Below are 23,860 nucleotides of genomic sequence, written 5' to 3'. Positions count from 1 at the left end.
CGAATGCCTCGAGGTCCCTGTCCGATAGGAACCTGACGTCGGGGAAGTACGTCAGGGTCCTGATCTTCGAAACCTGGCGTTGGGGAAGAACGTCAGGGTTCTGATCGGGCAGAGGCCTCGCGGCACTCGGCGGTTGATCCGGGCGGTTACAAGATTCCTGCGGTTACAAGATTCCTGCGGTTACAAGATTCCTGCGGTTACAAGATTCCTTCCAGGGACGCATCCACTGCATCCGAGAAACTCTGCTCACCCTCGGACGAGTAGCGAGCCCAGGCTTCTTCGTTCCAGATCTCGATGAACTCGATGGATCCGTTCACGACGACATTGCGTTCCAGACTCGCGTAACGCCTGTGGTCCGAGCTGAGCATGATGCGGCCCTGACCATCGAGCTTCTGCTCGTCCGTGCCCGCACCGAGCTGCCTGATGTACGAGCGGGCAACCGGATTGGAACGAGATGCTTCGGTGAGCTTTCTTACCTTTTCCGCGAACGCCTCCTGGGTGTAGATCGCAAGGCTGTGGTCTTGACCTTTGCTCACCATCACACCCTCCTTCAGCGCATCCCGGAACTTCGCCGGCAACGTGAGCCGGCCCTTCTCGTCGAGCTTGGGCGTGTAGGTACCGAGGAACACTCGACACCTCCCGCTCTCGCTGCTGCCACCACATTACCCCACTTTCCTCCACTTTCAATCCATCGGGAGGAATATTTTTGGGATGTACCCCAATTACCGCAGGTCAACTTGGTGGTTGATTGTGGGGAAGCGTATCGGCACCGATCGACGATTGTCGACCTACACAGAGCCCCGAACGAGACGATCGAACAAAAGTCCAGGTCAGAAGGTCGCACCCGACAATGGATCGGTCATCGACGATGGTGGTGGTTGAAAGTGGGGATTGCGCAGTTCGCTCCCCCACGCGGTGGGGGGAAGTGGGTGACGAGGTTCTGGTTCGTCCTCGACAGGGCCGGATCGCACCCCCATGCGGGGTGCGGGCCATACACAACCGGGACATACGAAAGCGGTGCCCACCCATTCGGGTGAGCACCGCTTCTGTGGTGTTCCGTTGCCTCTGAATCTATGGCTTTTCCGGCTTCACTGCATCCGACTCCACTGCGTCCGGCTTCACTGCATCCGGCTCAGTGGCGCAGCGCCTGCGACATGGAGACGGAGAGAACTAGTCCTGTTCGAATCGCTTCCGGAAACGATCTTCCATACGGGAAGTGAAACCGCCGCCGCTCTTGCGGCCGGACTTGGGTTTCGGCCCCGAACTCTTGGGTCCGCCCGAGCCAGTCGCTTCGGACTCCTCCTGTGACGCAGCAGCGCCCTTACGAGACCCACCGAGTAGGAACAGCACACCGGCGCCGAACATGAAGACGAAGCCGACGAGACTGATCACCGGGAAACCACCGGGCTTGAACGGCAGCGCCAGCCCGGCGATGAGCAAAACAAGCCCCAAGACGAACAAAGCGGCCGCTTGGAAGCGACGTTTGCTCGAAGCCGTACGCATACGGCCGCTTCTCACGTGAGAAGCGAACTTGGGATCCTCGGCGTAGAGAGCGCTCTCGATCTGATCGAGCATGCGCTGCTCGTGCTCGGAGAGTGGCACGGTACCTCCCCCTGCACAGATATTAGAAGTCATTTCGGGTGCGAAACGACGGGAAGCTGACTCTGGCGGCTACCTGCTATTGATAATACGAGGTGAATCGACTGCTTACCACCTACTCGGTCCATGTGTTCCTGAGAATGTCCGAAGTTTCCCTGCGCAGACCCCCGACAAGTCGCATGCGGACTCGGCAACTCGACTCCTCCGGCGCACCGAACTCCGGCGAACGACACCACGACCGCAACAGAATCAGCCTTCACGCCGACATCGATCGGGGCGGGAGGAGTGCACGATCGAGACGTGAATCCGCACCGATGAAATCCTCCACCACATGCAGGAAACGGCCGACTTCGCGATAGAACGTGTCCGCGGCGTCCTGGTCGATGGAGCGAGACACACCGGCCTGGAGAGCGGCCCGCAACGATGAGTAGCTCGCGAAGTACTCCGCCCAGGCTTCGAGCTCCGGCTCGGCTTTTGCCAGCAGCACCCATGCGCTGCGTGATCTTGCTCGCGTCGCGGGCGCGACTTCCAGGATGGCAGCCGCTCCACGGAGGGCTGCCATGTAGCAGTCCAGAAATTGGTCGGCGACCGACTCGGCGCCGAGGGAACCCGACAGCAAGGCATCTGCCCGGCCCAGTAGTACACGAGCACGCGGCGACACCGGCGGACGCACATCACCACGGAGAACCTTCGTAGCCATACTCGAACACCTCCCGATTTCGTTCGCCGTTCGTGACCGCAATTTCCGAAACGACCGGACGTCGACGACGATCTAAGGTCAGGGATCCAGCGAGCCCCGCTTCCCTCGGGGTCATCGCCGGATCACCGACATCGAACATCCGTTCGACATATTCAATATAGCTGTGCCCACCGACAAGTCGTCAAGGAAAGGTTGAGAACAGTCGCTACCGACGCGGAACCGACCCCGTACCTGGTCGATCTGTCCGCCCGAGAACTCCGTCGTCGCCTTCCCGAAGCGCTGGCGATCTACGTCGAGGCAATGGGTTACCCGCAAGGCACGGAGTATCACCGCGCCCCGATGTGGTCCGAGCACGTCCTCCGACCCGGATGGTGCGCTGTCGGTGCAGTCCTGCCCACGCCCGACTCCCCTCTCGTCGCCGTCGCGTACGGGTACAGGGGTGCTCGGCATCAGTGGTGGCACCAGCAGGTCAGGGACGGTCTGCGCAGATCCGGCGCCGATGACGAGTACGTCGACTCGGTCCTCTCGGACTACTTCGAACTGACCGAGCTGCACGTGTCCCCGCGTGCGCAGGGTCACGGACTGGGCCGTGCCCTGACACGCAGACTCCTTCGCGACCGCCCCGAGCGCACCGTGCTGCTGTCCACTCCGGAAGTGGAGAACGAGAACAACCGCGCATGGCGCCTGTACCGAAGCCTCGGCTTCGGAGACGTACTCCGCGATTTCACCTTCGCGGGCGACCGTCGACCGTTCGCAGTTCTCGGTCACGCACTGCCGTTCGAAATGGACGAACCGCCCAATCGGTGACGATCTATACGCTGGTGCCGTGATCGATGTTCTCGTAGTGGGCTCAGGCCACAATGCCTTGACTTCCGCGTGTTACCTGGCCGACGCCGGCCTGTCCGTCGAAGTCGTGGAGAAGGACACGATCGCAGGTGGTGGTGTGTCGTCCGCCGAGCGCTTTCCCGGACACCGAGTCGACCGTGGCTCGTCTGCTCACATCATGGTTCGGCATACCGGCATCGTCGAGGAACTCGGTCTGGCCGACCATGGTCTCGCCTACGTCGATTGCGATCCGTGGGCGATCGCTCCCGGCGCACCCGGTACCGACGACGAGGCCATTGTGTTTCGTCGCGACCTCGACGCCACCTGTGACTCCATCGCGCGGTCGTGCAGTGCTGCGGATGCGAAAGCGTATCGGACGTTCGTCGCGTCCTGGGGGCCGCGCAGCGCACGCACAATGAAAGCGTTCTCGGCGGCGCCGACGGGAGCCAATCTGGTGCGCTCCTTCTGGGGACTCGATGCGCCGGACGGCGGGAGTGCTCTCTCCCGCGAGTTCCTCACGACCGGCGACGCGCTGCTCGACGCCACGTTCTCGTCGGAGAGGCTGAAAGCTGCCCTCGCATGGTTCGGTGCGCAGTCCGGCCCGCCGATGTCGGAACCGGGCACCGCCCCCATGGTTGGCTTCGCCGCGCTGATGCACACACTTCCACCCGGTCGCGCCGTCGGCGGAAGCGGCGCGTTGACCGAGGCAATGATCTCGAAGCTCGTCGCCACGGGGAGTCGGCTCACCGTCGGTGACGGCGCCGTATCAGTGGCGCGGTCCGGCGACGGGTGGACGACGCACACGGAATCGGGTCGGTCGATTCGCAGTCGCACGGTCGTCGCCGGCTGCCATGTTCTGACGACTCTGGACCTGCTCGACGCCGGAGGATTCGATCGTCGACGAACAGAGGCGTGGCGCCGAGGAATCCGCGTCGGGCCCGGCCTGGGAATGGCGGTCCGACTCGCGACCTCCGCCGTGCCGCAGTATTCCAGTGCACCATCGGTGCAGGACGGTACCTCCGGTCTGCAGTTGCTCGTGCACGATCGTCGGCAACTGCGCCGTGCGCACGGTCACGCCTTGGCAGGAGATCTGCCGCCCGAGCCTGCCGTCCTCGGGATGTCGTTCACTGCAGTCGAACCGAGCGTGGCACCGGAGGGTGAACACCAGGTGTCCCTCTGGTCGCAGTGGCATCCGCACACCCTGTCCGACGGACGGCGATGGCGTGCGTCGGACACCGAGCGCGTGGCGACGGATCTTGCGGAGACCGAAGCCGACCGCATCGTGGACTCGCTCGAGTCGTACGCGCCCGGCTTCCGCGACACGATCCTGCACCGTTACGTCCAGTCCCCCACCGACATCGAGCGCGAACTGGGAATGATCGGCGGGAACATCATGCACGTGGAGATGTCCTTGGACCAGATGATGATCTGGCGTCCCGTCCCCGAACTCGCGGGCCATCGTGTGCCCGGTGCGCAGGGGTTGTACCTGACGGGCGCATCCACCCATCCCGGCGGCGGCGTGTCCGCGGCCAGCGGACGGACGGCGGCGAAGATCGCGTTGTCCGACCACGGCGGCGGCCGTGTCCGAGCGTGGCTGGGACGGAAGCGGCGATGAACAGATTCGTGTGGATCCTCGCCGGAAGTGCAGTGACGGCGCAGATCGTCTATCCGCTCGTGAGCGGCTCGAACCGCGATGTCGTGACTGTCGCCGTCGTCGCGCTCCTCGCGGCGTCCGCTCTCGCGCACGCCGCGATCACCCGGGGCGTCAAGTGGGCGGCAGTACTGTTCGTCACCACGGCCGGGCTCGGTATCGCTGCCGAGATCGTCGGCACCGCAACCGGGTTCCCGTTCGGCTCGTACTTCTACGCCACGAGTCGACTCGGCCCGGACATCCTCGGTGTTCCCGCGGTGGTGCCGTTGGCCTGGACGGCCGGCTTCTACCCCATCTGGTGCGCGGTCTCGCTTCTGCTGCACCGTGTCGGTCCGGATCAGCGAGCGCCGCTGCACCGGATCGTCATGACGGCGGTCGCAATGGTCGGTTGGGACCTCTACCTCGACACCCAGATGGTCACGGACGGGCAGTGGACATGGACCTCGCCCATCGCCGGACTCCCCGGGAGCCCGTCGATTCCGGTGACGAATTATCTGGGCTGGTTCGTCGTGGCACTGTCGATGGCCGTGATCGTGGAGTTCGCCGGAAAGTCGGTGATCCGGACGGATCCGCCTCGTCTCACAGATTCCGCACCCATCGTCCTGTTCATGTGGACGTGGCTGGGCTCCGCCTTCGCGCACGCAGTCTTCCTCTCCGGTCCCGAATTTCGATTCTCCGCGATCTACGGGTTCGTCGTCATGGGGACCGTCGGCGTTCCCCTCGCGTGGACGTGGACCACCCGATCGAGGCGAAGGACGATCGACACGGCGCGGTGATCGTCACCGTGCGTCGTCGACCGGTCTGGTTCTCTGGCACGATGTCGCTGTGCAGTCGACATCACGCGAACGTAGTACTCGTAGACGGAACCGCATCGCGAAGGTGCTCGCGCTCACCCTGTTGCTCGCGCCGCTACTGACCGGGTGCCTCCGCGCCCAGGTGTCGATCGGTGTGTCCGCGGACGATCGGGTGTCCGGTCAGATCGTGGCCGCGACGATTCCCACGTCGGACGCCGACACCGGCCCCCAGTTGGTCGCACCGTCGACTCTTGCCAGCAAGATCCGCATCCAGGAGTACCGCCAGGACGGATACGTGGGCACCGAAGCTCGATTCAACGATCTGTCCTTCGGAGACGTGCAGACCCTCGGCCAGATGTCCGAACAGGCAACGGGCAGCTATCAACTGGTGCTCCAGCGCGCTGGGGACACCGTCACTCTGGACGGCAAGGCCGATCTGCAGAACGTTCCCGCTCAGGGCACGGACGTGCAGTTCACCATCGCGTTCCCGGCTCGAATCGGTACCACCAACGGAACCCGTGAGGGCGACAACATCATCACCTGGAAGTTGCCGGCGGGTGAGGTCACGTCGATGCGCGCCGAGGTCAACTACCCCGACCCGAACACACGCAGTTTCGCAGGATGGGCAGGAATCGTCGGGGGCGTCACCGTCGGCATCGCAGCGATCGTCGGCGCCATGGCGTGGGTGACACGCAATCCTCCCGTGCGACGCACACCGTCGTCCGTGTGACCGATTTCCGCGACGCGGTCAGGCGGGCGACGGCGGCCGGTGCGGCTCTCGCTGGTGTCGGTGCGGCGACGACGCTCGTCAATGCGCTGTCGATGAGGTCGCTGCGGCGGCCCACATCCGATGTTCCCGGCTCGGTCGCCGTCTGCATACCGGCAAGGAACGAGGTCGATCTGGTCTCGGCGGTCGTCACCGATCTACGGCAGCAGGTTCACTGCCCCACCCTCGAGGTGTTCGTTCTCGACGACGGGTCGACCGACGGCACGTTCGGCGCTGCCGTCGCCGCGGCTGATTCCGATCCACGGTTCGACGTACGCCGCTCGACGACGGAACCGCCACCGGGATGGACGGGCAAAGCGGCTGCCTGCCGCACGCTGGCGGCGCGAGCTCTGGCGGGCGAGCCCGACTGGATAGCGTTCGTCGACGCCGACGTGCGCCTGTCGGCCGGGGCGATAGCTGCGGCCGTGACGGAGCTCCGACGCGGGCGTAGCGCCCTCGTCAGTCCGTGGCCACGGCAACGGGCGGACAGCGTCGCCGAGCATCTCGTGCAACCACTCCTGAGTTTCTCCTGGTTGTCGACGCTGCCGGTACGGGTCGCCAACACCTCGACCAGGCCGTCGACCGTCGTCGCGTGCGGTCAGTTCCTGATGTTCGACGCCGCCGCGTATCGAGATGTCGGGGGGCACGAGTCGGTCGCGAGCAGCGCCACGGAGGATCTGGACATCGCCCGGGCGCTACGCAGGGCCGGGCACCGTACGGCCGTGGTGTTGGGTGGTGAGCTGGCCCGGTGCCGGATGTACGACGGTTGGTCCGATCTCCGCGCGGGATACAGCCGCTGGCTGTGGAGTGCGTTCGGCGGTCCGGTCGGTTCGACCGCGGTTCTCGGCGCGGCTGCGCTCGCCTACGTGCTTCCGCCCGTCGCTGCAGTTTTCGGCTCGGGCCGTACTCGTCGGTGGGGGCTCGTGGGGTACGGCGCGGCGGTGGCAGCACGTGTCGTGGCCGCCCGAGCCGAGTCGGGGGTCGTCGGTCCAGGAGCTGTTGCTGCAGCGTCGGTTCACCCGGTGTCCGTGCTGCTGTACGGCGCACTGACGGTCGACTCGTTTCTCAGATCGAGGACCGGCTCGATCACCTGGAAGGGTCGTCCGCTCTGACGAGTTCTCCGGGCACGTGCTACCGACAACCGTTGGGTCCTAGACCCTGGCGGCGCACAATCCGAGGTTGGTGAGCACTTCGCGCGTCGCCTTCGCGAAGTTCAGGGTGATGAAGTGCAACGCCGGTGCGCCTTCGGCGATCAGCCGCTCACCGATCTGCGTCGCGAGTTCGATACCCACTTCGCGCACCGCTGCCCTGTCCTCTTCCCGGCCGGTCCCGGCTGCGGCGGTGAAGCGGTCGTCCAACGCTTTCGGCAGCGCAGACCCGGACAGCGCCAGGGCCCGTCGCACCGTGCGAAGCGACGTGATCGGCATGATCTCCGGGACGATGGGCTTTGCCCCCTGCTCGGGGTCGAACGCGGCCACCCGATCTCGCAGACGGAGGTAGTCGTCGACGTCGAAGAACATCTGGGTGATGGAGTACTCGGCTCCTGCACGGAGCTTGTTCACCAGAACCTGGGTGTCCTGTTCCAGATTCAGCGCACGGTAGTGGCCTTCGGGGAACGACGCGACACCGACGTGGAAGTCGCCCAGCTCCCGCACGAGCGTGACCAGCTCGTCCGCGTATTCGACACCGTCCGGATGCTTTTCCCAGTCGCCGAGCGGATCACCGGGAGGGTCACCACGAAGGACCAGGATGTTGGAGATTCCGCGGTCCGCATAGGAACCGACCATGGATCGCAGCTCGTCCACACTGTGCGAGACGGCGGTCAGGTGCGCCACGGGCAGCAGCGTCGTTTCCTCGGCTATCTGGCCGGTGACACGCACCGTCCGATCCCTGGTGGACCCACCCGCCCCGTAGGTCATGGACACGAACGCAGGCTGCAGCTGCTCGAATTCCCGCACCGCGCGCCACAAACGAGCTTCACCGGCCTCGTCGCGAGGAGGTGAGAACTCGACGGAGAACGGAATCCGTGCCGCGCCGTCACTGCGCAGCCGGTCCACTATCGACGGCGTCCTCGTCACGAATCCGTCGCTCGACCGCCCCCTGACGGAATCAAATGTCACCGAGACATCATAGATTCTCGCCTGAGGTGGTGCGAGGGAAGGTCGCGGAGCGTGCGAATCGGACGCGGACCGCTACTGTTGAAACCGCAGCCTGCACGTTCGGATCGACTGGAGGATCTTCTGTCCGGGAAAACGACCACGCCCAGCACCGTCGACCTGACGACCGTCGACACCTCCGTCGGCGCACCGGTCGACTCGGCCGGTGCCACCGCACCTCGCGAGTTGGTCGAGACCGCTCTCGCGGAGTTCTTCGAATCCCGTCGTGAACAGGTCGCCGCCGTCGGCGGTGGGTACGCCTCCGCCGTGCGCGACCTGACCGAATTCGTTCTCCGGGGCGGCAAGCGCGTCCGCCCGTCGTTCGCGTGGAGTGCCTGGCTCGGCGCAGGCGGGCAGCCGTCGGGCGATGCGGCTGCGGCGGTGATCAAAGCCTGCTCGTCGCTCGAGCTGGTTCAGGCCTGCGCACTGATCCACGACGACATCATCGACTCCTCCACGACGCGTCGCGGTTTCCCGACGGTGCACGTTGCTCTCGCCGATCGCCACCGGTCCGCCGGCTGGGCAGGCTCGTCGGCCAGGTTCGGTGAATCGGCCGCGATTCTGCTGGGAGATCTCGCCCTGTGCTGGGCGGACGACATGCTGCGCGAGTCCGGAATCGATGCGGACGCCTCCGCGCGCGTGTCGCCGGTGTGGTCGTCGATGCGACTCGAAGTGCTCGGTGGACAACTTCTGGACATCGAAGCCGAGGCCGGGTTGGACGAGTCCGTCGAGGCAGCGATGCGCGTCAACCGCTACAAGACCGCGGCGTACACCGTCGAACGTCCTCTGCACCTGGGCGCCGCCCTGGCCGATGCGTCACCCGAGCTGATTGCGGCGTTCCGTTCCTTCGGCACCGACATAGGACTGGCGTTCCAACTCCGCGACGATCTGCTCGGCGTGTTCGGCGATCCGGCGATCACCGGGAAACCGTCGGGCGACGACATCCGCGAGGGTAAGAGGACCGTGCTGATGGCCGTTGCGTTGGCCGATGCGGATGGGCCGTCCGCCGCGTTGATCCGCGAGTCGCTCGGCGATCACGAACTGTCCGAGGAGCGTATCGGCGACGTCCGAACGGCGTTGACCGAGCTGGGTGCCGTCGACGATGTCGAACGCAGGATCTCGGATCTCACCGAACGAGCCTTCGTGGCGCTCGACAACAGCGAGTGCGAGCCAGGTGCGGCCGAACAACTGCGGCGCATGGGCACAGCAGCAACACAGCGCAAGTACTGACGTACACGCTCCGAACACCTGACGAAAGGCTCACGTGCGCGCCATCAATGGACCCACGAACTCGGTGGTCGTCGTAGGAGCCGGATTGGCCGGTCTCTCGGCAGCACTGCGTCTCCTCGGTGCGGGACGGTCGGTGACGGTGCTCGAACGCGAGCAGTCCGTCGGCGGCCGGGTCGGCATCTATCCCGTACAGGACGAGGACGGATCGCACCTGTACGACATCGACAACGGGGCCAGTGTGCTCACGATGCCCGACCTGATCGAATCCGCCCTCGCCGCCGTGGGTGAGACGTTCCAGTCCGTCACCCCGGCGATCGAACTCGAATCGTTGGCGCCGAGCTATCACACGCGCTACGCCGACGGCACGTCCATCGACGTCTTCGCGGACCCGGAAGTGATGGCCGCGGAGGTGGAGAAGAAGTGCGGCGCTGCCGAGGCCGAGGGGTATCGATCGCTGCGCCGCTGGCTCGCTGCGATCTTCGACTCGGAGTTCGATCGGTACATCGACTCCAACTTCGACTCGCCTCTCGATCTCGTGTCGACTCCGGCGGCCTTGCGCGACACCCTCACCCTTGCCCGTCTGGGCGGGTTCGGCAAGCTCGGACCCAAGGTGGATCGCTTCCTGAAGGACGATCGCTTGCGTCGAGTGTTCACTTTCCAAGCCCTGTACGCGGGGATGGCGCCTGCGCGGGCACTCGCGGTCTACGGCGCGATCGCTCACATGGACACTTCGCTCGGGGTGTACTTCCCCGTGGGCGGAATGGCGACGATCGCGGCGGGAATGGCCGATGCAGTCCGCAAGCACGGCGGTTCCGTCGTCACCGGCACCGAGGTCGCGGACATCGTGGTCACCGACGGCCGGGCGACGTCGGTGGTCACGTCCGACGGCACCGAGTTTCCGTGTGACGCACTTGTCCTGACGCCGGATCTCCCCGTCGTCGACGCGCTGTTGGACCGAGCGGACGTCACTTCCGCGGGCCGACGCCGTGGCTACGGCCGGGTGTCGCCGTCGGCGGTGGTCTTCCACGGCACCGTGCCCACGTCCGTGACCGCGACGTGGCCGAGCGAGTCGCACCACACCATCGACTTCGGGGCGGACTGGGCGGCAACTTTCCGCCGTATCACCGCTCGTTCCGGGCGTGGCTCCCTCATGAGCGATCCGTCGCTACTGATCACGCGTCCCTCGGTGTCCGATCGGTCGTTGCTGGTTCATCGGGGTGGAACGGCGTGTGAGCCGGTGTCCGTGCTCGCCCCGTGCCCCAATCTGGACAGCGCACCGCTGGACTGGGCGCGGCTGCGCGACCCTTACGTCCGGGAGCTGGGGATCGAGCTGGAGCGCCGCGGGTACCACGGGATACGGTCGATGACGATCGATCACATCGACACGCCGCAGACGTGGGCCGATCGCGGGATGGTGGAAGGTTCGCCGTTCTCCTCGGCTCATGTCTTCCGTCAGACCGGCCCGTTCCGACGCCGGAATCTCGTGGCCGGGCTCTCGAACGTCGTGTTGGCGGGTTCGGCGACCACGCCGGGTGTCGGCGTGCCGACAGTACTGGTGTCCGGCAAACTGGCCGCCGAGAGAATCGTCGGCGCACCGTGACATCCGCCCGAGTCGCGGGATGGTTCGGATCGTGCGAAATCACCAACTAAACTGACTGCGGCCATCGGCGCGGTGCTTCGTGTTCACCGTCCGGACCACACGCACTTCAAGTCCGCGACACCGAGAGGAGGATGACAGCAACGATGTCCCCGGTTCAGGGTTCGGCCCCATCCGAGAAACCCGGCGACAGCACCGTTTCGAGCACTGCTTCCTCCTCGGGTGCGGCGGGTGATTCCCGGGTTCGACACCTCGCTTCGTTTCTTCGTAGTCCGGAAGGCCACGCTGCCGTCCTCGGAGTCGTGGGCGCGGCGCTCATCACGTTCGGTGGCTTCGGCGCAGGCAGTGTCCGGCGCCGCGATCCGTTGCTCGAAGCCATGCACCTGTCGTGGCTACGGTTCGGCCACGGTCTGATTCTCTCCAGCATCCTCGTGTGGGTCGGTGTCCTTCTGATGATCGTCGCCTGGGTCCGGCTGGGCCGCGCGACGCTCGGTGGCCGCACCTCGCTGCGAGAGTTGCGTTGGGTGGTCCCGGCGTGGACGGCGCCGTTGTTGCTGGCCGTCCCGATGTTCAGCCGGGATGCTTACTCGTACTTGGCGCAGGGGGCGTTGCTACGCGACGGCTTCGACCCGTACGCCGTCGGTCCGGTGGCCAATCCCGGAATGCTGTTGGACAACGTGAGCAATGTCTGGACCACGACGACGGCACCGTACGGGCCGCTGTTCCTCCTGCTGGGTCAGGCCATCACGAGTATCACCGGCGACAACGTCGTGGCGGGGACGATGCTGCTGCGGATCACGATGCTGCCGGGCCTCGTGTTGATGATGTGGGCCGTCCCACGTCTGGCGTCGCACCTCGGCGGCAAGCCCGCTATCGCGCTGTGGCTCGCCGTCCTCAACCCACTCGTACTCATCCATCTGATCGGCGGCGTTCACAACGAGCTCCTGATGGTCGGTCTGATGACCGCTGGAATCGTCCTGGTTCTCGAACGAAAGCACGTTGCGGGCGTCGCGCTGGTCGCGGTGGCGGTCGCGATCAAGGCAACGGCCGGGCTGGCGTTGCCGTTCATGGTGTGGATCTGGATGATTCACGAACGGGAGAAAGCCGTCGCGGAGAATCGTGCACCGTCCTCCCCCATCGTGTCGTTCGCCAAGACAGCGGGAACCGGCGCAGGAGTGTTCGCCGCGGTGTTCGCGATCGCGTCCGTCGTGGCCGGTGTCGGAATCGGGTGGCTGACGGCGTTGTCCGGCTCGGCCAAGATCATCAACTGGCTATCCCTGCCCACGATCCTCGCGCACCTCGTCACCGTCAGCACGTCGTGGTTCCTGGATCTCCGTCTCGGCCCTGTACTCGAAGTGACACGGATGCTGTGTGCGCTCGCGTTGGCGGTCATCATCGTCGGTACCTGGTGGTTGTTCCGCAGAACCGAACGGGACGCGGTGAAGGGCATCGTCATCGCGCTCGTCGCTATCGTCGTTCTCTCCCCCGCCGCTCTGCCGTGGTACTACTCGTGGCCGCTGGCGCTCGCGGCCGGTTTCGCGTTGTCGACCAGGACGTTGATGGTTCTCGTGGGGCTGTCCACCTGGTTGATGCTCGTGTTCCGGCCCGACGGATCGATCGGGCTGTACACGGTTGCGCATGTCGCGCTCGCAACGTTCGCGGCCGTGGTCGCTGCGGTGTCGTTGACTCGGGTGGATCCGCTCCGCCTACGCGGACACCCCGAGAAGAGAAGTCCGAGGAAGACGTCCGAGCTCGACACGACGGACCGCACGAGTACGGCCGACCATGGGTGAACTCGACGCGATCGACCCAGCACTGCACGACGCATACCGCCTGTGCCGGGATCTCAATGCCCGCCACGGTAAGACGTACTTCCTCGCGACGAGGCTTCTTCCGGTCGAGAAGCGCGCTGCCGTGCATGCTCTCTACGGGTTCGCGCGCATGGTGGACGACATCATCGACGTCGACGTCGACGGGTCTCTGACCGAAACGGACACGGCTGCAACGTCTCTGGCGCCCGCGGACGAACGTGCGGCCGCCTCCGTCGACGAGCTCGAACTGCGAGTGACGGCGGCTCTGAACGGCGAGCAACTCGGCACCGGTCCGTCGGACATGGTCCTTCGCGCCTTCGTGGACACCGTGAACCGGTACCACATCGATCACGAGTACTTCCGTGCGTTCTTCCATTCGATGCGCATGGACATCCCGGGCACCGAGTTCTTCAAGGCCCGCTACCGGACCATGCCCGAACTTCGTGAATACATGTACGGGTCCGCGGCCGTCATCGGCCTCGAGATGCTGCCCATTCTGGGCACCGCCGTCGACGGTGCGGAGGAGCCTGCCGCTGCCCTCGGCGAAGCCTTCCAGCTGACCAACTTCATTCGGGACATGGGCGAGGACCTCGACCGAGACCGGATCTACCTGCCCACCGACGAGCTAGCGGCGTTCGGCGTGGACGAGGATCTTCTTCGGTACTGCCGTCGGGAGAAACGAACCGATCCGCGGGTGGACCGCGCGCTTGCCCACTTGATCGTGCACACCCGTGCGATCTACCGGGTCGCGGATCCAGGGATCGATTTTCTCGATCCTCGGGTGCGCCCAGGTATGCGGACCGCGTCGCTCCTCTACAGCGGAATTCTGCGCGAGGTCGAGGAGAACGGCTACCGAGTGCTGTTCGAGCGCGCGCGGGTGTCGCGCGGACGGAGGCTGTCGGTGGCGGCGCCGAGGCTGCTCGCCACCGGGTGGATCAACCTCAGAACGCCATCGCCTGCGCGCGCCTGATCACCTCGCGCATGAGGTGACCGTGCATCGCGTCGATAGGCCGACCCGGGAGGCTGTCGTCGGCCTCGAACAGCCACTTCAGAATCTCCTCGTCCTCGAATCCGCCGTCGTGGAGAACGGCGAGCAGTCCGGGAAGTCCTTTGACGATCTCGCGGCGTTCGGCGTCGAGAAAGACCTCGGGTACGCCGGGGACGCGTTCACGCTTGACTGCCAGGAGCTGGCGGTCGCGAAGCATCTGCTCGACCCTCGACTTCGGAACCTCGAGGATTTTGCTCACGTCCGTCAGCTGTAGCAGCGATTCGGACGGATCGAGGACGTCGCCTGAGTAAGGGATTGTGCTCACTGCAGTAACGTTAACTGCTTCGGTCTCGTATACGAAAAACGCCCGTACCGCGCACGAACGCGGGCCGAGACGACGTCGGTGCTCGGTGCGGCCGAGACGAAGTCGATACCAACCCTGGCTACCATCACGTAGGCAGCGCCCACTTTTTCCACAGGAGGTAGACGAGGTGATGTGGAAAGATCTGCATGGATCCGTTTCGACGGGTTCGTTGCTGGATCGGCGCTACCGGATCGACGCGCCCATCGCACGTGGCGGAATGTCGACCGTGTACCGCGCACTCGACACCCGGCTGGACCGACCGGTCGCAGTCAAGATCATGGACCCCAAGTTCGCCGAGGATCCGCAGTTCGTCGCCCGGTTCGAGTTCGAGGCGAGGGCCGTGGCCAGGCTCAACAATCCGGGCCTCGTCGCTGTGTACGACCACGGCCGAGACGGAGAGTTCGCGTTTCTGGTCATGGAGTTGGTGGAGGGCGGAACCCTACGCGAACTTCTCCGTGAGCGTGGGCCGATGCCGCCGCACGCGGCTGCCGCGGTGGTCCGACCGGTTCTCGACGCCCTGGGTACCGCTCACCGTGCAGGCCTCGTTCACCGCGACATCAAACCCGAGAACATTCTCATCTCGGACGGCGGGGACGTGAAGATCGCCGATTTCGGCCTCGTTCGAGCCGTGGCGGCCTCGAATGCCACGTCGAGTTCCGTCATTCTGGGCACAGCCGCCTATCTCTCGCCCGAACAGGTGACGACCGGGTCCGCCAATGCGGGCAGCGACGTGTACGGCGTGGGTGTCGTCCTGTTCGAGTTGCTGACCGGGCGTACCCCCTTCAACGGTGACACGTCCCTCTCGATCGCGTACCAGCGGATCGACAACGATGTTCCCCATCCCAGCGCGTACATCGCTGGTGTACCGCCGGAATTCGACGAGCTGGTGGCCCGCGCCACCGATCGAGACCCGGCCTCCAGGTTCCAGAACGCCGACGAGATGGCACGTGCGCTCCGCGTGGTGTGTGGACGGTTGGAACTGCCCCCGTACCGCGTGCCTGCGCCGCGGCGTTCGGCCGAACATCGCAGTGCTGCAGCGTTGGGTGCGCCCACCACGTTCGCCGGCGAGCGCCCCGCCGCCGAACCACCCACCCAGGTGGTGTCGTCCACGCCCCCACCGGATGCTGTGGTGCATCACACCCGCGTTCAGACTGCACCGACGTATCGCGGCGACGCTTCGGGACCGACCGTCGACGACGACTCGGCCGATGCCGCACCGTCGCGCGCACCGGGTCGCCGCGAGTACCAGTTCCCCGACTTCGATGCCGACCGGCAGCGTTCGCGCCGAGCCATCGTCATCTGGCTGACCATCGTCGCGCTACTGGCGGTCGCCGTGGGAATCGGAGGTTGGTGGATGGGATCGGGCAGATACACCTCCGTCCCCGAAATCGGCGGATTGGATCTGCAGAGCGCACAGAGCACGCTCGCGGCCGCGGACCTGGAGAACACCGTCCAGGGCACCTACTCGGACACCATGCCGGTCGATGCTCTGATCGGCACCGACCCGGCCTCCGGTTCACGGGTGGCGAAGGGCGACACCGTCGACGTGCTCGTGTCGCTGGGCAAGCCGACCGTTCCGGACATCACGTCGAACATCTCGATCGGTGACATGCAGGATCTGTTGCGTGAGCGAACTTTCGAACCGGTCGACGGCGGTGAGGCTTTCAGCACCACCGCACCCGTCGGCGGGGTCGCGGCGTTGGATCCGGCGCCGGGAACCACACTCGCCGTCGGCGACACCGTCAAGATCCTGCGTTCCAAAGGCGCACCGCCGGTGGATGTTCCGGACGTGAACGGCTTGACGGCCGAGGAGGCGACGGCAGCGCTCGCCGCCGTCGACATCTCGGTGTCAGGCACCCAGGAGCAGTTCGACAAGGACGTCGACGGCGGCCGCGTCGCGGGTACGTCACCGGAGATCGGCACGTCCGTCACCGCGGGAAGCAGTGTGGAACTGCAGATCTCGAACGCGGTGTCGGTGCCGTCACTGCTCGGCCGGTCCGTCGGCTCGGCACGAGAGACGGTTCAGCGGTTGGGCTTGGACGTACAGGTCCGTCAGGTCTTCGACACCGACGGCTCACTCGTGGTGTCGCAGACCCCGGGACCTGGATCCAGAGTGGCCCCGGGGTCGACGGTCACCGTCGTGTCGTTGCCCTGATGCGGCAGTACTTCAGCCGCGCAGCATCTCCGCGACCAGGAAGGCGAGTTCGAGCGACTGCTGAGTGTTGAGCCTGGGGTCGCACGCTGTCTCGTAGCGCCCGGCCAGATCCAGATCCGAGATCTCCTGAGCGCCACCGAGGCACTCGGTGACGTTGTCCCCGGTCAACTCGACGTGCAGTCCACCCGGATGCGTTCCGAGCGCGCGGTGGATCTCGAAGAAGCCCTGAACCTCGTCGACGATTCGGTCGAAGTGTCGCGTCTTGTATCCCGTCGACGCCTCGTGCGTGTTCCCGTGCATGGGGTCGCACTGCCAGATGACCTGGTGTCCGGTGGCCTGCACCTTCTCGATGATGGGCGGCAGTAGCTCACGGACCTTGCCGTTGCCCATCCGCGAGATGAGGGTGAGCCGGCCGGGCTTGTTCGTCGGGTCGAGGCGTTCGACGTATTCCACGGCCATGTCCGGCGTGGTGGACGGCCCGATCTTCAGCCCGATGGGATTGTTGATCAACTCTGCGAGCGCGATGTGCGCCCCGTCGAGCTGACGGGTCCGGTCGCCGATCCACAGGAAGTGCGCGGACAGGTCGTACAGCTTGGGATGCTCGGCGTCAGCGTTGTCCAGCCGCAGCATCGCGCGCTCGTAATCCAGTACCAGTGCCTCGTGACTGGCGAAGATCTGCGCGGTTTCAAGGTTGGGATCCTTGACACCACAGGCGTCCATGAACCGCAGACCACGATCGATCTCCCCCGCCAACGCCTCGTACCGGGCACCGGCAGGCGAGTTCTGGACGAACTCACGGTTCCAATCGTGCACCTTGTGCAGATCTGCCATACCTGCGCCGGTCAGGGCGCGCACGAGGTTCATCGCAGCGCTCGCATTGGCGTACGCGCGCACCAGGCGAGACGGATCGTGCTGGCGGACAGCCTCGTCCGCGACGAGGGAGTTGACCATGTCACCGCGGTAGGACTTGAGGCCCAGCGCGTCGACATCGGCCGACCTGGGCTTGGCGTACTGGCCGGCGATCCTGCCTACCTTGACCACCGGCAGGCTCGCGCCGTACGTCAGAACGACCGCCATCTGCAGCAAGGTGCGGATGTTGCCCTTGATGTGCGGCTCCGTGTTGTCGACGAACGTCTCCGCACAATCACCACCCTGGAGCAGGAAGGCCTCACCCCGCGCGACCGCGGCCAGCTGGTCCGACAAGGACTCGACCTCGCCTGCGACGGTGATCGGGGGAACGCTCTCGAGCACTTTCCGCATGTCGGCTGCCTGGGCCGAATCCCACGACGGCTGCTGCGCCGCCGGCCGTGCGAGCGCGTCGTCGAGTTGCTGGCGCAATGTCGACGGCAAGGGCGGCAGGTCGGGCAAGCGGTCGATGGGTACGTCGACAGTCCAGTTCACCGCTACAGGATATTCGCACCGATACCGGTGCCGGCGTCGGGCTCCCCTGTCTGTCGCCGTGTCAGCTCGAGGCGTCCTCGACGGCCCTGTATTTGGCGAGATTGTGCCGGGCGTCGGCCAATGCGTCGTGTGCATCGTCGGGAGCGGGAGGCAGATATGGACTACCTCGGTCCTCCCAGTGTTGACGAAGCTCGCGAGTGAACCGCGGCAGCGATCGAGGCAGCTCGGTCATCGATCCCCAGAGCTGGCAGAGCGCGACATGGTCGTATGCGGCGACCCAGGCCCACAGCTCCACTTCGGCACCCGGGTACGGCACCAGGAACTCCAGCAGCTCGTCGCGGATTCTCGCGCGGCTCTTCCACAGCGGCGACGAGTACGGTGGCAGCTTGGGAAGGACGTTCCGGCGGACCCACTTGCCCGCCCGCTCGGGATCGAACTCGGAGGACACGGCGTAGAACTCACGTCCGTCCTCGGAGACCACAGCGATCGAGACCAGCTCGATTGTGCGACCATCCTCGATGAACTCGGTGTCGTAGAAGTAGCGCACGCTTCGAAGACTATCGGGCAGCCACAGGGTCGGCGTGAGTGGAGCCTGCGGAATGAATCAGGCTCAGCAGTGAGTGGAGCCTGCGGAATGAATCAGGCTCAGCAGCGAGTGGAGCCTGCGGAATGAATCAGGCTCAGCAGTGAGTGGAGCCTGCGGAATGAATCAGGCTCAGCAGTGAGTGGAGCCTGCGGAATGAATCAGGCTCAGCAGTGAGTGGAGCCTGCGGAAGAATCGGGGTGGGTGGTGCCGCACCGTCGTCAATCGCTATCGAGCACGCAGAAGGAACACGATGCTGGAAACACCCGAGATCGCCGCGGATCCGTCGGCGGGATCGACGCGACGTCGCACGTCGCCGTCGCTCGTCGCCGTGTGCGTGATCATCGCGGCCGCAGCGTTGGCGGGCATCGCGTACAACATTCTCGGCTTGCCCGGTTTGCGTGGGCTGACACCTCTCGGGAACTACTACCGGATCGACCTGGACGTCTACCGAATCGGCGGTGGCGTGTTCGCATCCGGTTCGCCGTTGTACGGGCAGATGCCTCCGACTGCGCTGGGCAACACTCTTCCCTTCACGTACCCGCCCATTGCCGCTGTTCTATTCAGTCCGTTGTCCGCGGTGAGCCTGTACTGGGCGAACATCATCGTGACGAGTGTGTCGCTGGTGTTGCTGTTCGCCACCATCGTGCTGACGTTGAGGTCGCTCGGCGTGGCGTCTTCCCTCGGCGCCTCGGTGTCCGCATGGAGGGAACAGCACCTACCCGGTCCTGTTCTGTTGTGGTCCGCGGCCGGGATCTTCGCCGCTGCGCTTCTGCTCGAGCCCGTGTTCTCGACTCTCGACTACGGGCAGATCAACATCGTGCTGATGGCGTTCGTCGCCGCCGACTGCCTGCTTCGTAAGACTCCGTGGCCGCGCGGACTCCTCATCGGTTTCGTTGCCGCGGTGAAGCTGACACCTGCCGTTTTCGTCCTGTACTTCCTGCTTCGCAAGGACTTTCGTGCTGCCGTCGTGGCCGGTATCAGCTTTGCTGCGTTCACCGCACTCGGATTCCTGATCACGTTCTCGGACTCGGTGACCTACTGGACCGACACATTGATCGATTCCGACCGAATCGGTAGGCCCGCGTACCCCGCGAATCAGAGCATCACCGGTGTGCTCGCGCGATTCGGACTCGACGATTCGCTTCGCTCGGTTCTCTGGATCGCCCTGTCGTGCTGCGTCCTCGCGGTGGCGGCGCTTGCGATGCGCCGAGCTTTCTCGGCCGGGCAAGGCGCCCTGGCCCTGGGAGTGAACGCGATCTTCGGTTTGCTGGTGTCTCCGGTGTCCTGGTCTCACCACTGGGTATGGGTGGTTCCGTTCATGGTGGCACTTACTGCACTCGCCTACCGCAGGCGTAGCTACCTGACGCTGGCGTTCGTCGGCGTCGGCGTCGTCCTGATGCACTTCGCGCCGCACTGGCGGCTGGCACCCGGCCGCTACTCGGGACTCGGGTGGCCGCTGTGGGACCAGGTAGCGGCGTCGTCGTACGTTCTCTGGGGCGCCGCTGCTCTCGTCGTCGTCATCGCGCTGCTTCGCTCGCCCGGAGTCGGTCGAACCCCGTCTTCGTCCTGACGACCCCCGCAGAACACTCAGCTCGCGCGGGTGTCCGGGATTCGCTCGGACCCTGCGACGGCGGAGTCCTCGGGCTTCTTCTTCATCGACGCCGCGTACACGTCCACGTACTCCTGACCGGACAGCAACATCAGGTCGTACATGACTTCGTCGGTGACTGCGCGCTCGACGAAGCGGTTGCCCGCCATGCCGTCGAAGCGCGAGAAGTCGATGGGCTTACCGATCTTGATGGTGATCTTCGCCGGACGCCACATCTTGGAACCGATGGGGTTCATCTTGTCGGTGCCGATCATCGCGACGGGAACCACCTGAACACCGGTCTGCAGAGCAAGCCGCGCCATGCCCGTCTTGCCCTTGTACAACCGACCGTCGGGCGAACGGGTGCCCTCGGGATAGATACCGAGGAGCTTGCCCTTGCCGATGACTCGCGCGCCTGCATTCAACGCGTCCTGCGCCGCATCCGCTCCGGTCCGGTCGATGGGGACCTGACCGACCGCGGTGAAGAACCACTTCTGGAATGCGCCCTTGAGCCCGGGGCCGGTGAAGTACTCGCTCTTCGCGAGGAACGTGATGCGCCGCTGCACTTTCAGCGGCAGGTAGAACGAGTCGAGAACCGCCTGATGGTTGCTGGCGAGGATCATCGGTCCTCGCGCAGGAATGTTCTCGAGGCCCTCTATCGTCGGCCTACCCAGTGCAACCAGGAGCGGACCGATGAGGACGTACTTGAACAGCCAGTACCACATGGCGTCCTTCCTGGTGAGACCAACGATGTCGAGTATCGGGTGCAGAGGAAACTGTACCTACCGTTTATGACGCCAGCCACAGATAGTGCGCACACGGGAGAAGCATCACAGAACCGGACCGTGAGGTCGCGTCCGGACCGTCGGCGCGAGGCCTCGCCTGCGTCAGTGCGACGCCGTCGAGAACGCGCTTCGTGCAAGGTCGGCCGCACCGATCATTCCGGCGGCTTCGCCTAGCTGGGTGGCGCGGATGGTCGCGAGTGGGCGGTGCCCCGCACCCGTCACCAGGCGTGCGCAGTGCTCGGTCGCTTCGTTGAGAAATTGACTGGACGACGTCGCCACTCCGCCGGCGATCACGATCAGATCGGGATCGTAGACATCGCTCACCATGGACAGCCCGACACCGAGCCACCGAGAGAACTCGTGCATGGTGCGGATACCGATCTCGTCGCCGTCCTGAGCCGCCGAGGCGATCCTCCGTCCCGTCAGCGAACCGGGATCGAGAAAGACCTCACGGGCCAGAATTGTCGACGAACCCTGATCTGCGGCAAGAAATTCGACCGCAGTGTCCACCAATGCCGTTCCGCTGCAGTACCGTTCCCAGCATCCTCGCTTGCCACAGGGGCAGGCACGACCGTCGGGGACAACTTGGATATGCCCGAGTTCCGGTGCAACACCGTAACTTCCGCGGTAGATCTTGCCGTCGATCAGAAGCGCGGCACCGATACCCGTTCCGATGGCGACCATCACGACGTTGCGCCCGTCGGCTGCAGCACCGAATCGGTACTCGGCCCACGCCGCCGAGTTCGCGTCGTGCTCCAGCACGACGGGCAACCCGATACGATCGCTCATCCGTTTGGCTACCGGGCTACCCACCCATGGGAGATGCGGGGCGAATCGGACCGACGTTCGATCGGAATCCAGGAAACCTGCGACCGCCAGACCGACTGCCTCCACGGGGTGCCGAGTCGCGAGTTCGCGGACGACACGCTCCAACCCGCGCTCGAGGGCCGCAGCGGTGTGCGGCGTCGGCGACTGGGTGGAATCGATGACCTGACCGGACGCGTCGACAACGGACGCACGCAAACTGGTGCCTCCGACATCGATACCGATCGTGAGTGATTGACGCTGCCGTTTCATTGTCCGACCTTTCTCGGCCGCCCCCAACGGCTATCTCGAGCTTTCGTGCTTCGGCCACCCCAGGAACGGCTGTCCGTCAGTTCCCGGGCTTCTCGGTGGCCGCATCTTTCACGGTAACCGTAATCGGAACGAACTTCGCTCGTCGAACTATCGGGTCTTCCGTGTCGTGCCCGACAGTGCTGTCCCCGCCGTGAGGCATGTCACCGGAGGTGTCTTCCACCGACGACGACGCTGCGGTGTCGCGTGCACCGGCGTAGCCCTCACCAGGAGCAGGGCGGCCCGCGTGCTCGGCCATGATCTGCCTCAGCAACGCCAGAACCGTCGCACCCTCGGAGGCGAGCAGTGTCAACAGGTCGTGCTGCTCCCCGCGCAGCAAGGCAGCCAGCGCGCAGACCGGGCACCAACTGCACCCCTGCTTCGGTCGTTCGCTCTGCTCCTCGACAGCTTGACGGAGAACAGGTTCCAACCTCGTCAGCACCGTCTCCGCGAGCGACCACAATTCAGCCGCGACATCCGAATGGCGCTCGTTCACGTCGAACTCACGCCCCGACGAGCGTCCCGCGCACTGACCTTCATGCCGGCCACACCGCCGGGTCGGGACGGAAACGGATGACGAGGCGCCCGGCGTCGAACTCCGCACCGAGCACGATGCATCGCCTCAGGACGGAAGCGAGCCGAACGCGCCTGCGAACGCCGTCGGCCCCGATGATCACGTCGTCGTCCACGCGTCCGAGAGTGAGGGTCGACGGATCGACGAGCGGCAGAACCATCGTCATCGCGTAGATCGACTCCAACCCTGTTCCTGACTCGTGCGCGACGGTCGGCGTGTCCGTTCCCGGTCGCTCGTCCGTCGTGTCGGTGGTCCGTTGCGTGTCAAGTGCAGCAAGAGAGACCAACCCTACCGGCTCCTGGGACGCCTGTTCCACGACGACGACGGCCGTACCTGCCGCCAGGTCGGACACCTCTCCGAGCACCTCCTGTTGAGCGGACCGCCACCCTTCGAACCAGAAGACGGCGGGGTGCGCTCCGACCAAGCCGATCGACGACGAATTGAGCAGCGGCAGAACTTTGTTGACGACGATCGTGTCCACGGCCAGACCCGTCAGCGCAGCCGCGGACAACGTCCGCCTGGCTTCGGCGACGCCGACTCGGTCCGGGGTGAGCACCACCGTCATCGATGTTCGAGAGTGGTCGAGGAACAGTTCCCTGATACGTTCCGCCGCGGTGACGATGTTCTCCAGCATCGCGACGACGAGGGTCAGTCTCGGGTCCGTGCCGGTTCCGGCGACGATCCGGTCGTGGCGCGGCCAGAGCCGTTCGAGATACCCGGCAACGAGGTCCGGCAGTTGAAGAATGCGCAGTGCGTCCGCGGTGGCCGGAAGGTCGACGAACACTGTGTCCCAACGGGATTGGTCTATGAGATCGACCAACCGATCGAGACCGACGAGTTCCTGCACCCCTGGAGCGCCGATGATCTCCTCGGGATCGACCGCACCGAACCGGACTCCGTGTTCGTGGCCGGCGCCGGCCATGGACAGGATGGAGGTCAACGCGGCGTATTTCGTCGCCACCAGGGCCAGAGTGTCCAGTTCGAGAACGTCCAATCCGGGCTCGACCGCCGCGGGCTCGGCGCCGCCCGCGCGGCCGTTGTTCACGCCGAGCACGTCGGTCACCGAATGCGCTTGATCGAACGAGACGACGAGAGCTCGCGATCCCGCCCGGACGTCGTCGACAGCCGACTTCAGCGCAAACGTCGTTTTGCCCGCACCGCCTTTGCCGACGAACAG

At 65.2% G+C, this 23,860-nt stretch carries 22 protein-coding genes; 11 read left to right on the top strand and 11 right to left on the bottom strand.

Annotated elements, in window-relative coordinates; translation table 11 throughout:
- Nucleotides 1-197: 197 nt before the first annotated feature.
- The 3 genes from mraZ to CH292_RS20215 form a co-directional block, all read right to left on the bottom strand.
- On the bottom strand, nt 198-629 hold the full coding sequence (gene mraZ / locus CH292_RS20225) for a division/cell wall cluster transcriptional repressor MraZ (RefSeq protein WP_019665932.1): 432 nt from the start codon (nt 627-629) through the stop codon (nt 198-200).
- A 541-nt stretch (nt 630-1,170) separates the two neighbouring features.
- Nucleotides 1,171-1,602, bottom strand: a complete 432-nt coding sequence (locus tag CH292_RS20220) for a DUF3040 domain-containing protein (RefSeq protein WP_019665933.1) — start codon at nt 1,600-1,602, stop codon at nt 1,171-1,173.
- A gap of 253 nt (nt 1,603-1,855) precedes the next feature.
- Nucleotides 1,856-2,299, bottom strand: coding sequence for an SAV_6107 family HEPN domain-containing protein (locus CH292_RS20215; protein WP_027498848.1), 444 nt, complete (start codon nt 2,297-2,299; stop codon nt 1,856-1,858).
- Between the two features lie 192 nt (nt 2,300-2,491).
- On the opposite strand from CH292_RS20215, the gene CH292_RS20210 reads away from it, so the two are divergent.
- The 5 genes from CH292_RS20210 to CH292_RS20190 are packed head-to-tail and all read left to right on the top strand — an operon-like array spanning nt 2,492 to nt 7,447.
- Nucleotides 2,492-3,106: an N-acetyltransferase gene (locus CH292_RS20210; protein WP_094655576.1), complete on the top strand. Its 615-nt coding sequence runs from the start codon at nt 2,492-2,494 to the stop codon at nt 3,104-3,106.
- A gap of 19 nt (nt 3,107-3,125) precedes the next feature.
- Entirely contained in the window at nt 3,126-4,739 is a 1,614-nt protein-coding gene (locus CH292_RS20205) for an NAD(P)/FAD-dependent oxidoreductase (protein ID WP_094655575.1), read from the top strand.
- A complete protein-coding gene (locus CH292_RS20200; protein ID WP_179278025.1) occupies nt 4,736-5,551 on the top strand; it encodes a carotenoid biosynthesis protein in 816 nt (271 codons plus the stop codon). The genes CH292_RS20205 and CH292_RS20200 overlap by 4 nt, the downstream gene beginning before the upstream one ends.
- A gap of 49 nt (nt 5,552-5,600) precedes the next feature.
- Nucleotides 5,601-6,299 (top strand): DUF3153 domain-containing protein, encoded by a 699-nt coding sequence (locus CH292_RS20195; protein WP_019665939.1) that lies wholly within the window; start codon nt 5,601-5,603, stop codon nt 6,297-6,299.
- Entirely contained in the window at nt 6,296-7,447 is a 1,152-nt protein-coding gene (locus CH292_RS20190; protein ID WP_094655602.1) for a glycosyltransferase family 2 protein, read from the top strand. The genes CH292_RS20195 and CH292_RS20190 overlap by 4 nt, the downstream gene beginning before the upstream one ends.
- Before the next feature lie 39 nt (nt 7,448-7,486).
- On the opposite strand, the gene metF is transcribed toward CH292_RS20190, so the two are convergent.
- Nucleotides 7,487-8,413, bottom strand: coding sequence for a methylenetetrahydrofolate reductase [NAD(P)H] (gene metF, locus CH292_RS20185; RefSeq protein WP_170947570.1), 927 nt, complete (start codon nt 8,411-8,413; stop codon nt 7,487-7,489).
- Between the two features lie 120 nt (nt 8,414-8,533).
- On the opposite strand from metF, the gene CH292_RS20180 reads away from it, so the two are divergent.
- From CH292_RS20180 to CH292_RS20165, 4 genes are all read left to right on the top strand, one after another.
- Nucleotides 8,534-9,721 (top strand): polyprenyl synthetase family protein, encoded by a 1,188-nt coding sequence (locus tag CH292_RS20180; RefSeq protein ID WP_037160390.1) that lies wholly within the window; start codon nt 8,534-8,536, stop codon nt 9,719-9,721.
- Nucleotides 9,722-9,755: 34 nt separating this feature from the next.
- On the top strand, nt 9,756-11,321 hold the full coding sequence (gene crtI / locus CH292_RS20175; RefSeq protein ID WP_094628957.1) for a phytoene desaturase family protein: 1,566 nt from the start codon (nt 9,756-9,758) through the stop codon (nt 11,319-11,321).
- Nucleotides 11,322-11,464: 143 nt separating this feature from the next.
- A complete protein-coding gene (locus CH292_RS20170; protein ID WP_033188558.1) occupies nt 11,465-13,111 on the top strand; it encodes an alpha-(1->6)-mannopyranosyltransferase A in 1,647 nt (548 codons plus the stop codon).
- On the top strand, nt 13,104-14,099 hold the full coding sequence (locus tag CH292_RS20165; protein WP_037109153.1) for a phytoene/squalene synthase family protein: 996 nt from the start codon (nt 13,104-13,106) through the stop codon (nt 14,097-14,099). Before CH292_RS20170 ends, CH292_RS20165 begins: the two co-directional genes overlap by 8 nt.
- Here the strand turns inward: CH292_RS20165 and CH292_RS20160 are convergent.
- Nucleotides 14,071-14,442, bottom strand: a complete 372-nt coding sequence (locus CH292_RS20160; RefSeq protein WP_019665946.1) for an Rv2175c family DNA-binding protein — start codon at nt 14,440-14,442, stop codon at nt 14,071-14,073. The genes CH292_RS20165 and CH292_RS20160 overlap by 29 nt on opposite strands.
- Nucleotides 14,443-14,611: 169 nt before the next feature.
- Between CH292_RS20160 and pknB the strand changes: the two genes are divergently transcribed.
- On the top strand, nt 14,612-16,636 hold the full coding sequence (gene pknB, locus CH292_RS20155; RefSeq protein ID WP_019665947.1) for a Stk1 family PASTA domain-containing Ser/Thr kinase: 2,025 nt from the start codon (nt 14,612-14,614) through the stop codon (nt 16,634-16,636).
- A gap of 12 nt (nt 16,637-16,648) precedes the next feature.
- Here pknB and CH292_RS20150 read toward each other — a convergent pair whose 3' ends face one another.
- Entirely contained in the window at nt 16,649-18,037 is a 1,389-nt protein-coding gene (locus tag CH292_RS20150; RefSeq protein WP_019665948.1) for a class II 3-deoxy-7-phosphoheptulonate synthase, read from the bottom strand.
- Between the two features lie 61 nt (nt 18,038-18,098).
- The gene (locus CH292_RS20145) at nt 18,099-18,584 is read right to left on the bottom strand and encodes a polyadenylate-specific 3'-exoribonuclease AS (RefSeq protein WP_019665949.1); all 486 of its coding nucleotides are present in this window, start codon (nt 18,582-18,584) and stop codon (nt 18,099-18,101) included.
- A 289-nt stretch (nt 18,585-18,873) separates the two neighbouring features.
- Between CH292_RS20145 and CH292_RS20140 the strand changes: the two genes are divergently transcribed.
- The gene (locus CH292_RS20140) at nt 18,874-20,193 is read left to right on the top strand and encodes a glycosyltransferase 87 family protein (RefSeq protein WP_094628959.1); all 1,320 of its coding nucleotides are present in this window, start codon (nt 18,874-18,876) and stop codon (nt 20,191-20,193) included.
- A gap of 17 nt (nt 20,194-20,210) precedes the next feature.
- On the opposite strand, the gene CH292_RS20135 is transcribed toward CH292_RS20140, so the two are convergent.
- The 4 genes from CH292_RS20135 to CH292_RS20120 all read right to left on the bottom strand — a co-directional run bounded on the left by CH292_RS20135 (nt 20,211) and on the right by CH292_RS20120 (nt 23,860).
- A complete protein-coding gene (locus tag CH292_RS20135) occupies nt 20,211-20,936 on the bottom strand; it encodes a 1-acyl-sn-glycerol-3-phosphate acyltransferase (RefSeq protein ID WP_019665951.1) in 726 nt (241 codons plus the stop codon).
- A 162-nt stretch (nt 20,937-21,098) separates the two neighbouring features.
- Complete coding sequence (locus tag CH292_RS20130) at nt 21,099-22,073, bottom strand: ROK family protein (protein ID WP_019665952.1); 975 nt, start codon at nt 22,071-22,073, stop codon at nt 21,099-21,101.
- Nucleotides 22,074-22,149: 76 nt separating this feature from the next.
- Nucleotides 22,150-22,605, bottom strand: coding sequence for a hypothetical protein (locus CH292_RS20125; RefSeq protein ID WP_019665953.1), 456 nt, complete (start codon nt 22,603-22,605; stop codon nt 22,150-22,152).
- 40 nt (nt 22,606-22,645) lie between these two features.
- Nucleotides 22,646-23,860, bottom strand: a complete 1,215-nt coding sequence (locus CH292_RS20120; RefSeq protein WP_094655573.1) for an ArsA family ATPase — start codon at nt 23,858-23,860, stop codon at nt 22,646-22,648.

The sequence above is a fragment of the Rhodococcus sp. 14-2470-1a genome, assembly GCF_002259425.1.
GTDB classification, from domain to species: Bacteria; Actinomycetota; Actinomycetes; order Mycobacteriales; family Mycobacteriaceae; genus Rhodococcoides; species Rhodococcoides fascians_E.
This window is presented reverse-complemented; position numbering and strand designations above follow the sequence as displayed.

Bases quoted from the DNA above. Each gene is read 5' to 3' on its own strand.
- CH292_RS20215 (WP_027498848.1), bottom strand. From the start codon at position 2,299: ATGGCTACGAAGGTTCTCCGTGGTGATGTGCGTCCGCCGGTGTCGCCG.
- pknB (WP_019665947.1), top strand. From the start codon at position 14,612: ATGTGGAAAGATCTGCATGGATCCGTTTCGACGGGTTCGTTGCTGGAT.
- CH292_RS20200 (WP_179278025.1), top strand. From the start codon at position 4,736: ATGAACAGATTCGTGTGGATCCTCGCCGGAAGTGCAGTGACGGCGCAG.
- CH292_RS20170 (WP_033188558.1), top strand. From the start codon at position 11,465: ATGTCCCCGGTTCAGGGTTCGGCCCCATCCGAGAAACCCGGCGACAGC.
- CH292_RS20165 (WP_037109153.1), top strand. From the start codon at position 13,104: ATGGGTGAACTCGACGCGATCGACCCAGCACTGCACGACGCATACCGC.
- CH292_RS20140 (WP_094628959.1), top strand. From the start codon at position 18,874: ATGCTGGAAACACCCGAGATCGCCGCGGATCCGTCGGCGGGATCGACG.
- CH292_RS20135 (WP_019665951.1), bottom strand. From the start codon at position 20,936: ATGTGGTACTGGCTGTTCAAGTACGTCCTCATCGGTCCGCTCCTGGTT.
- CH292_RS20130 (WP_019665952.1), bottom strand. From the start codon at position 22,073: ATGAAACGGCAGCGTCAATCACTCACGATCGGTATCGATGTCGGAGGC.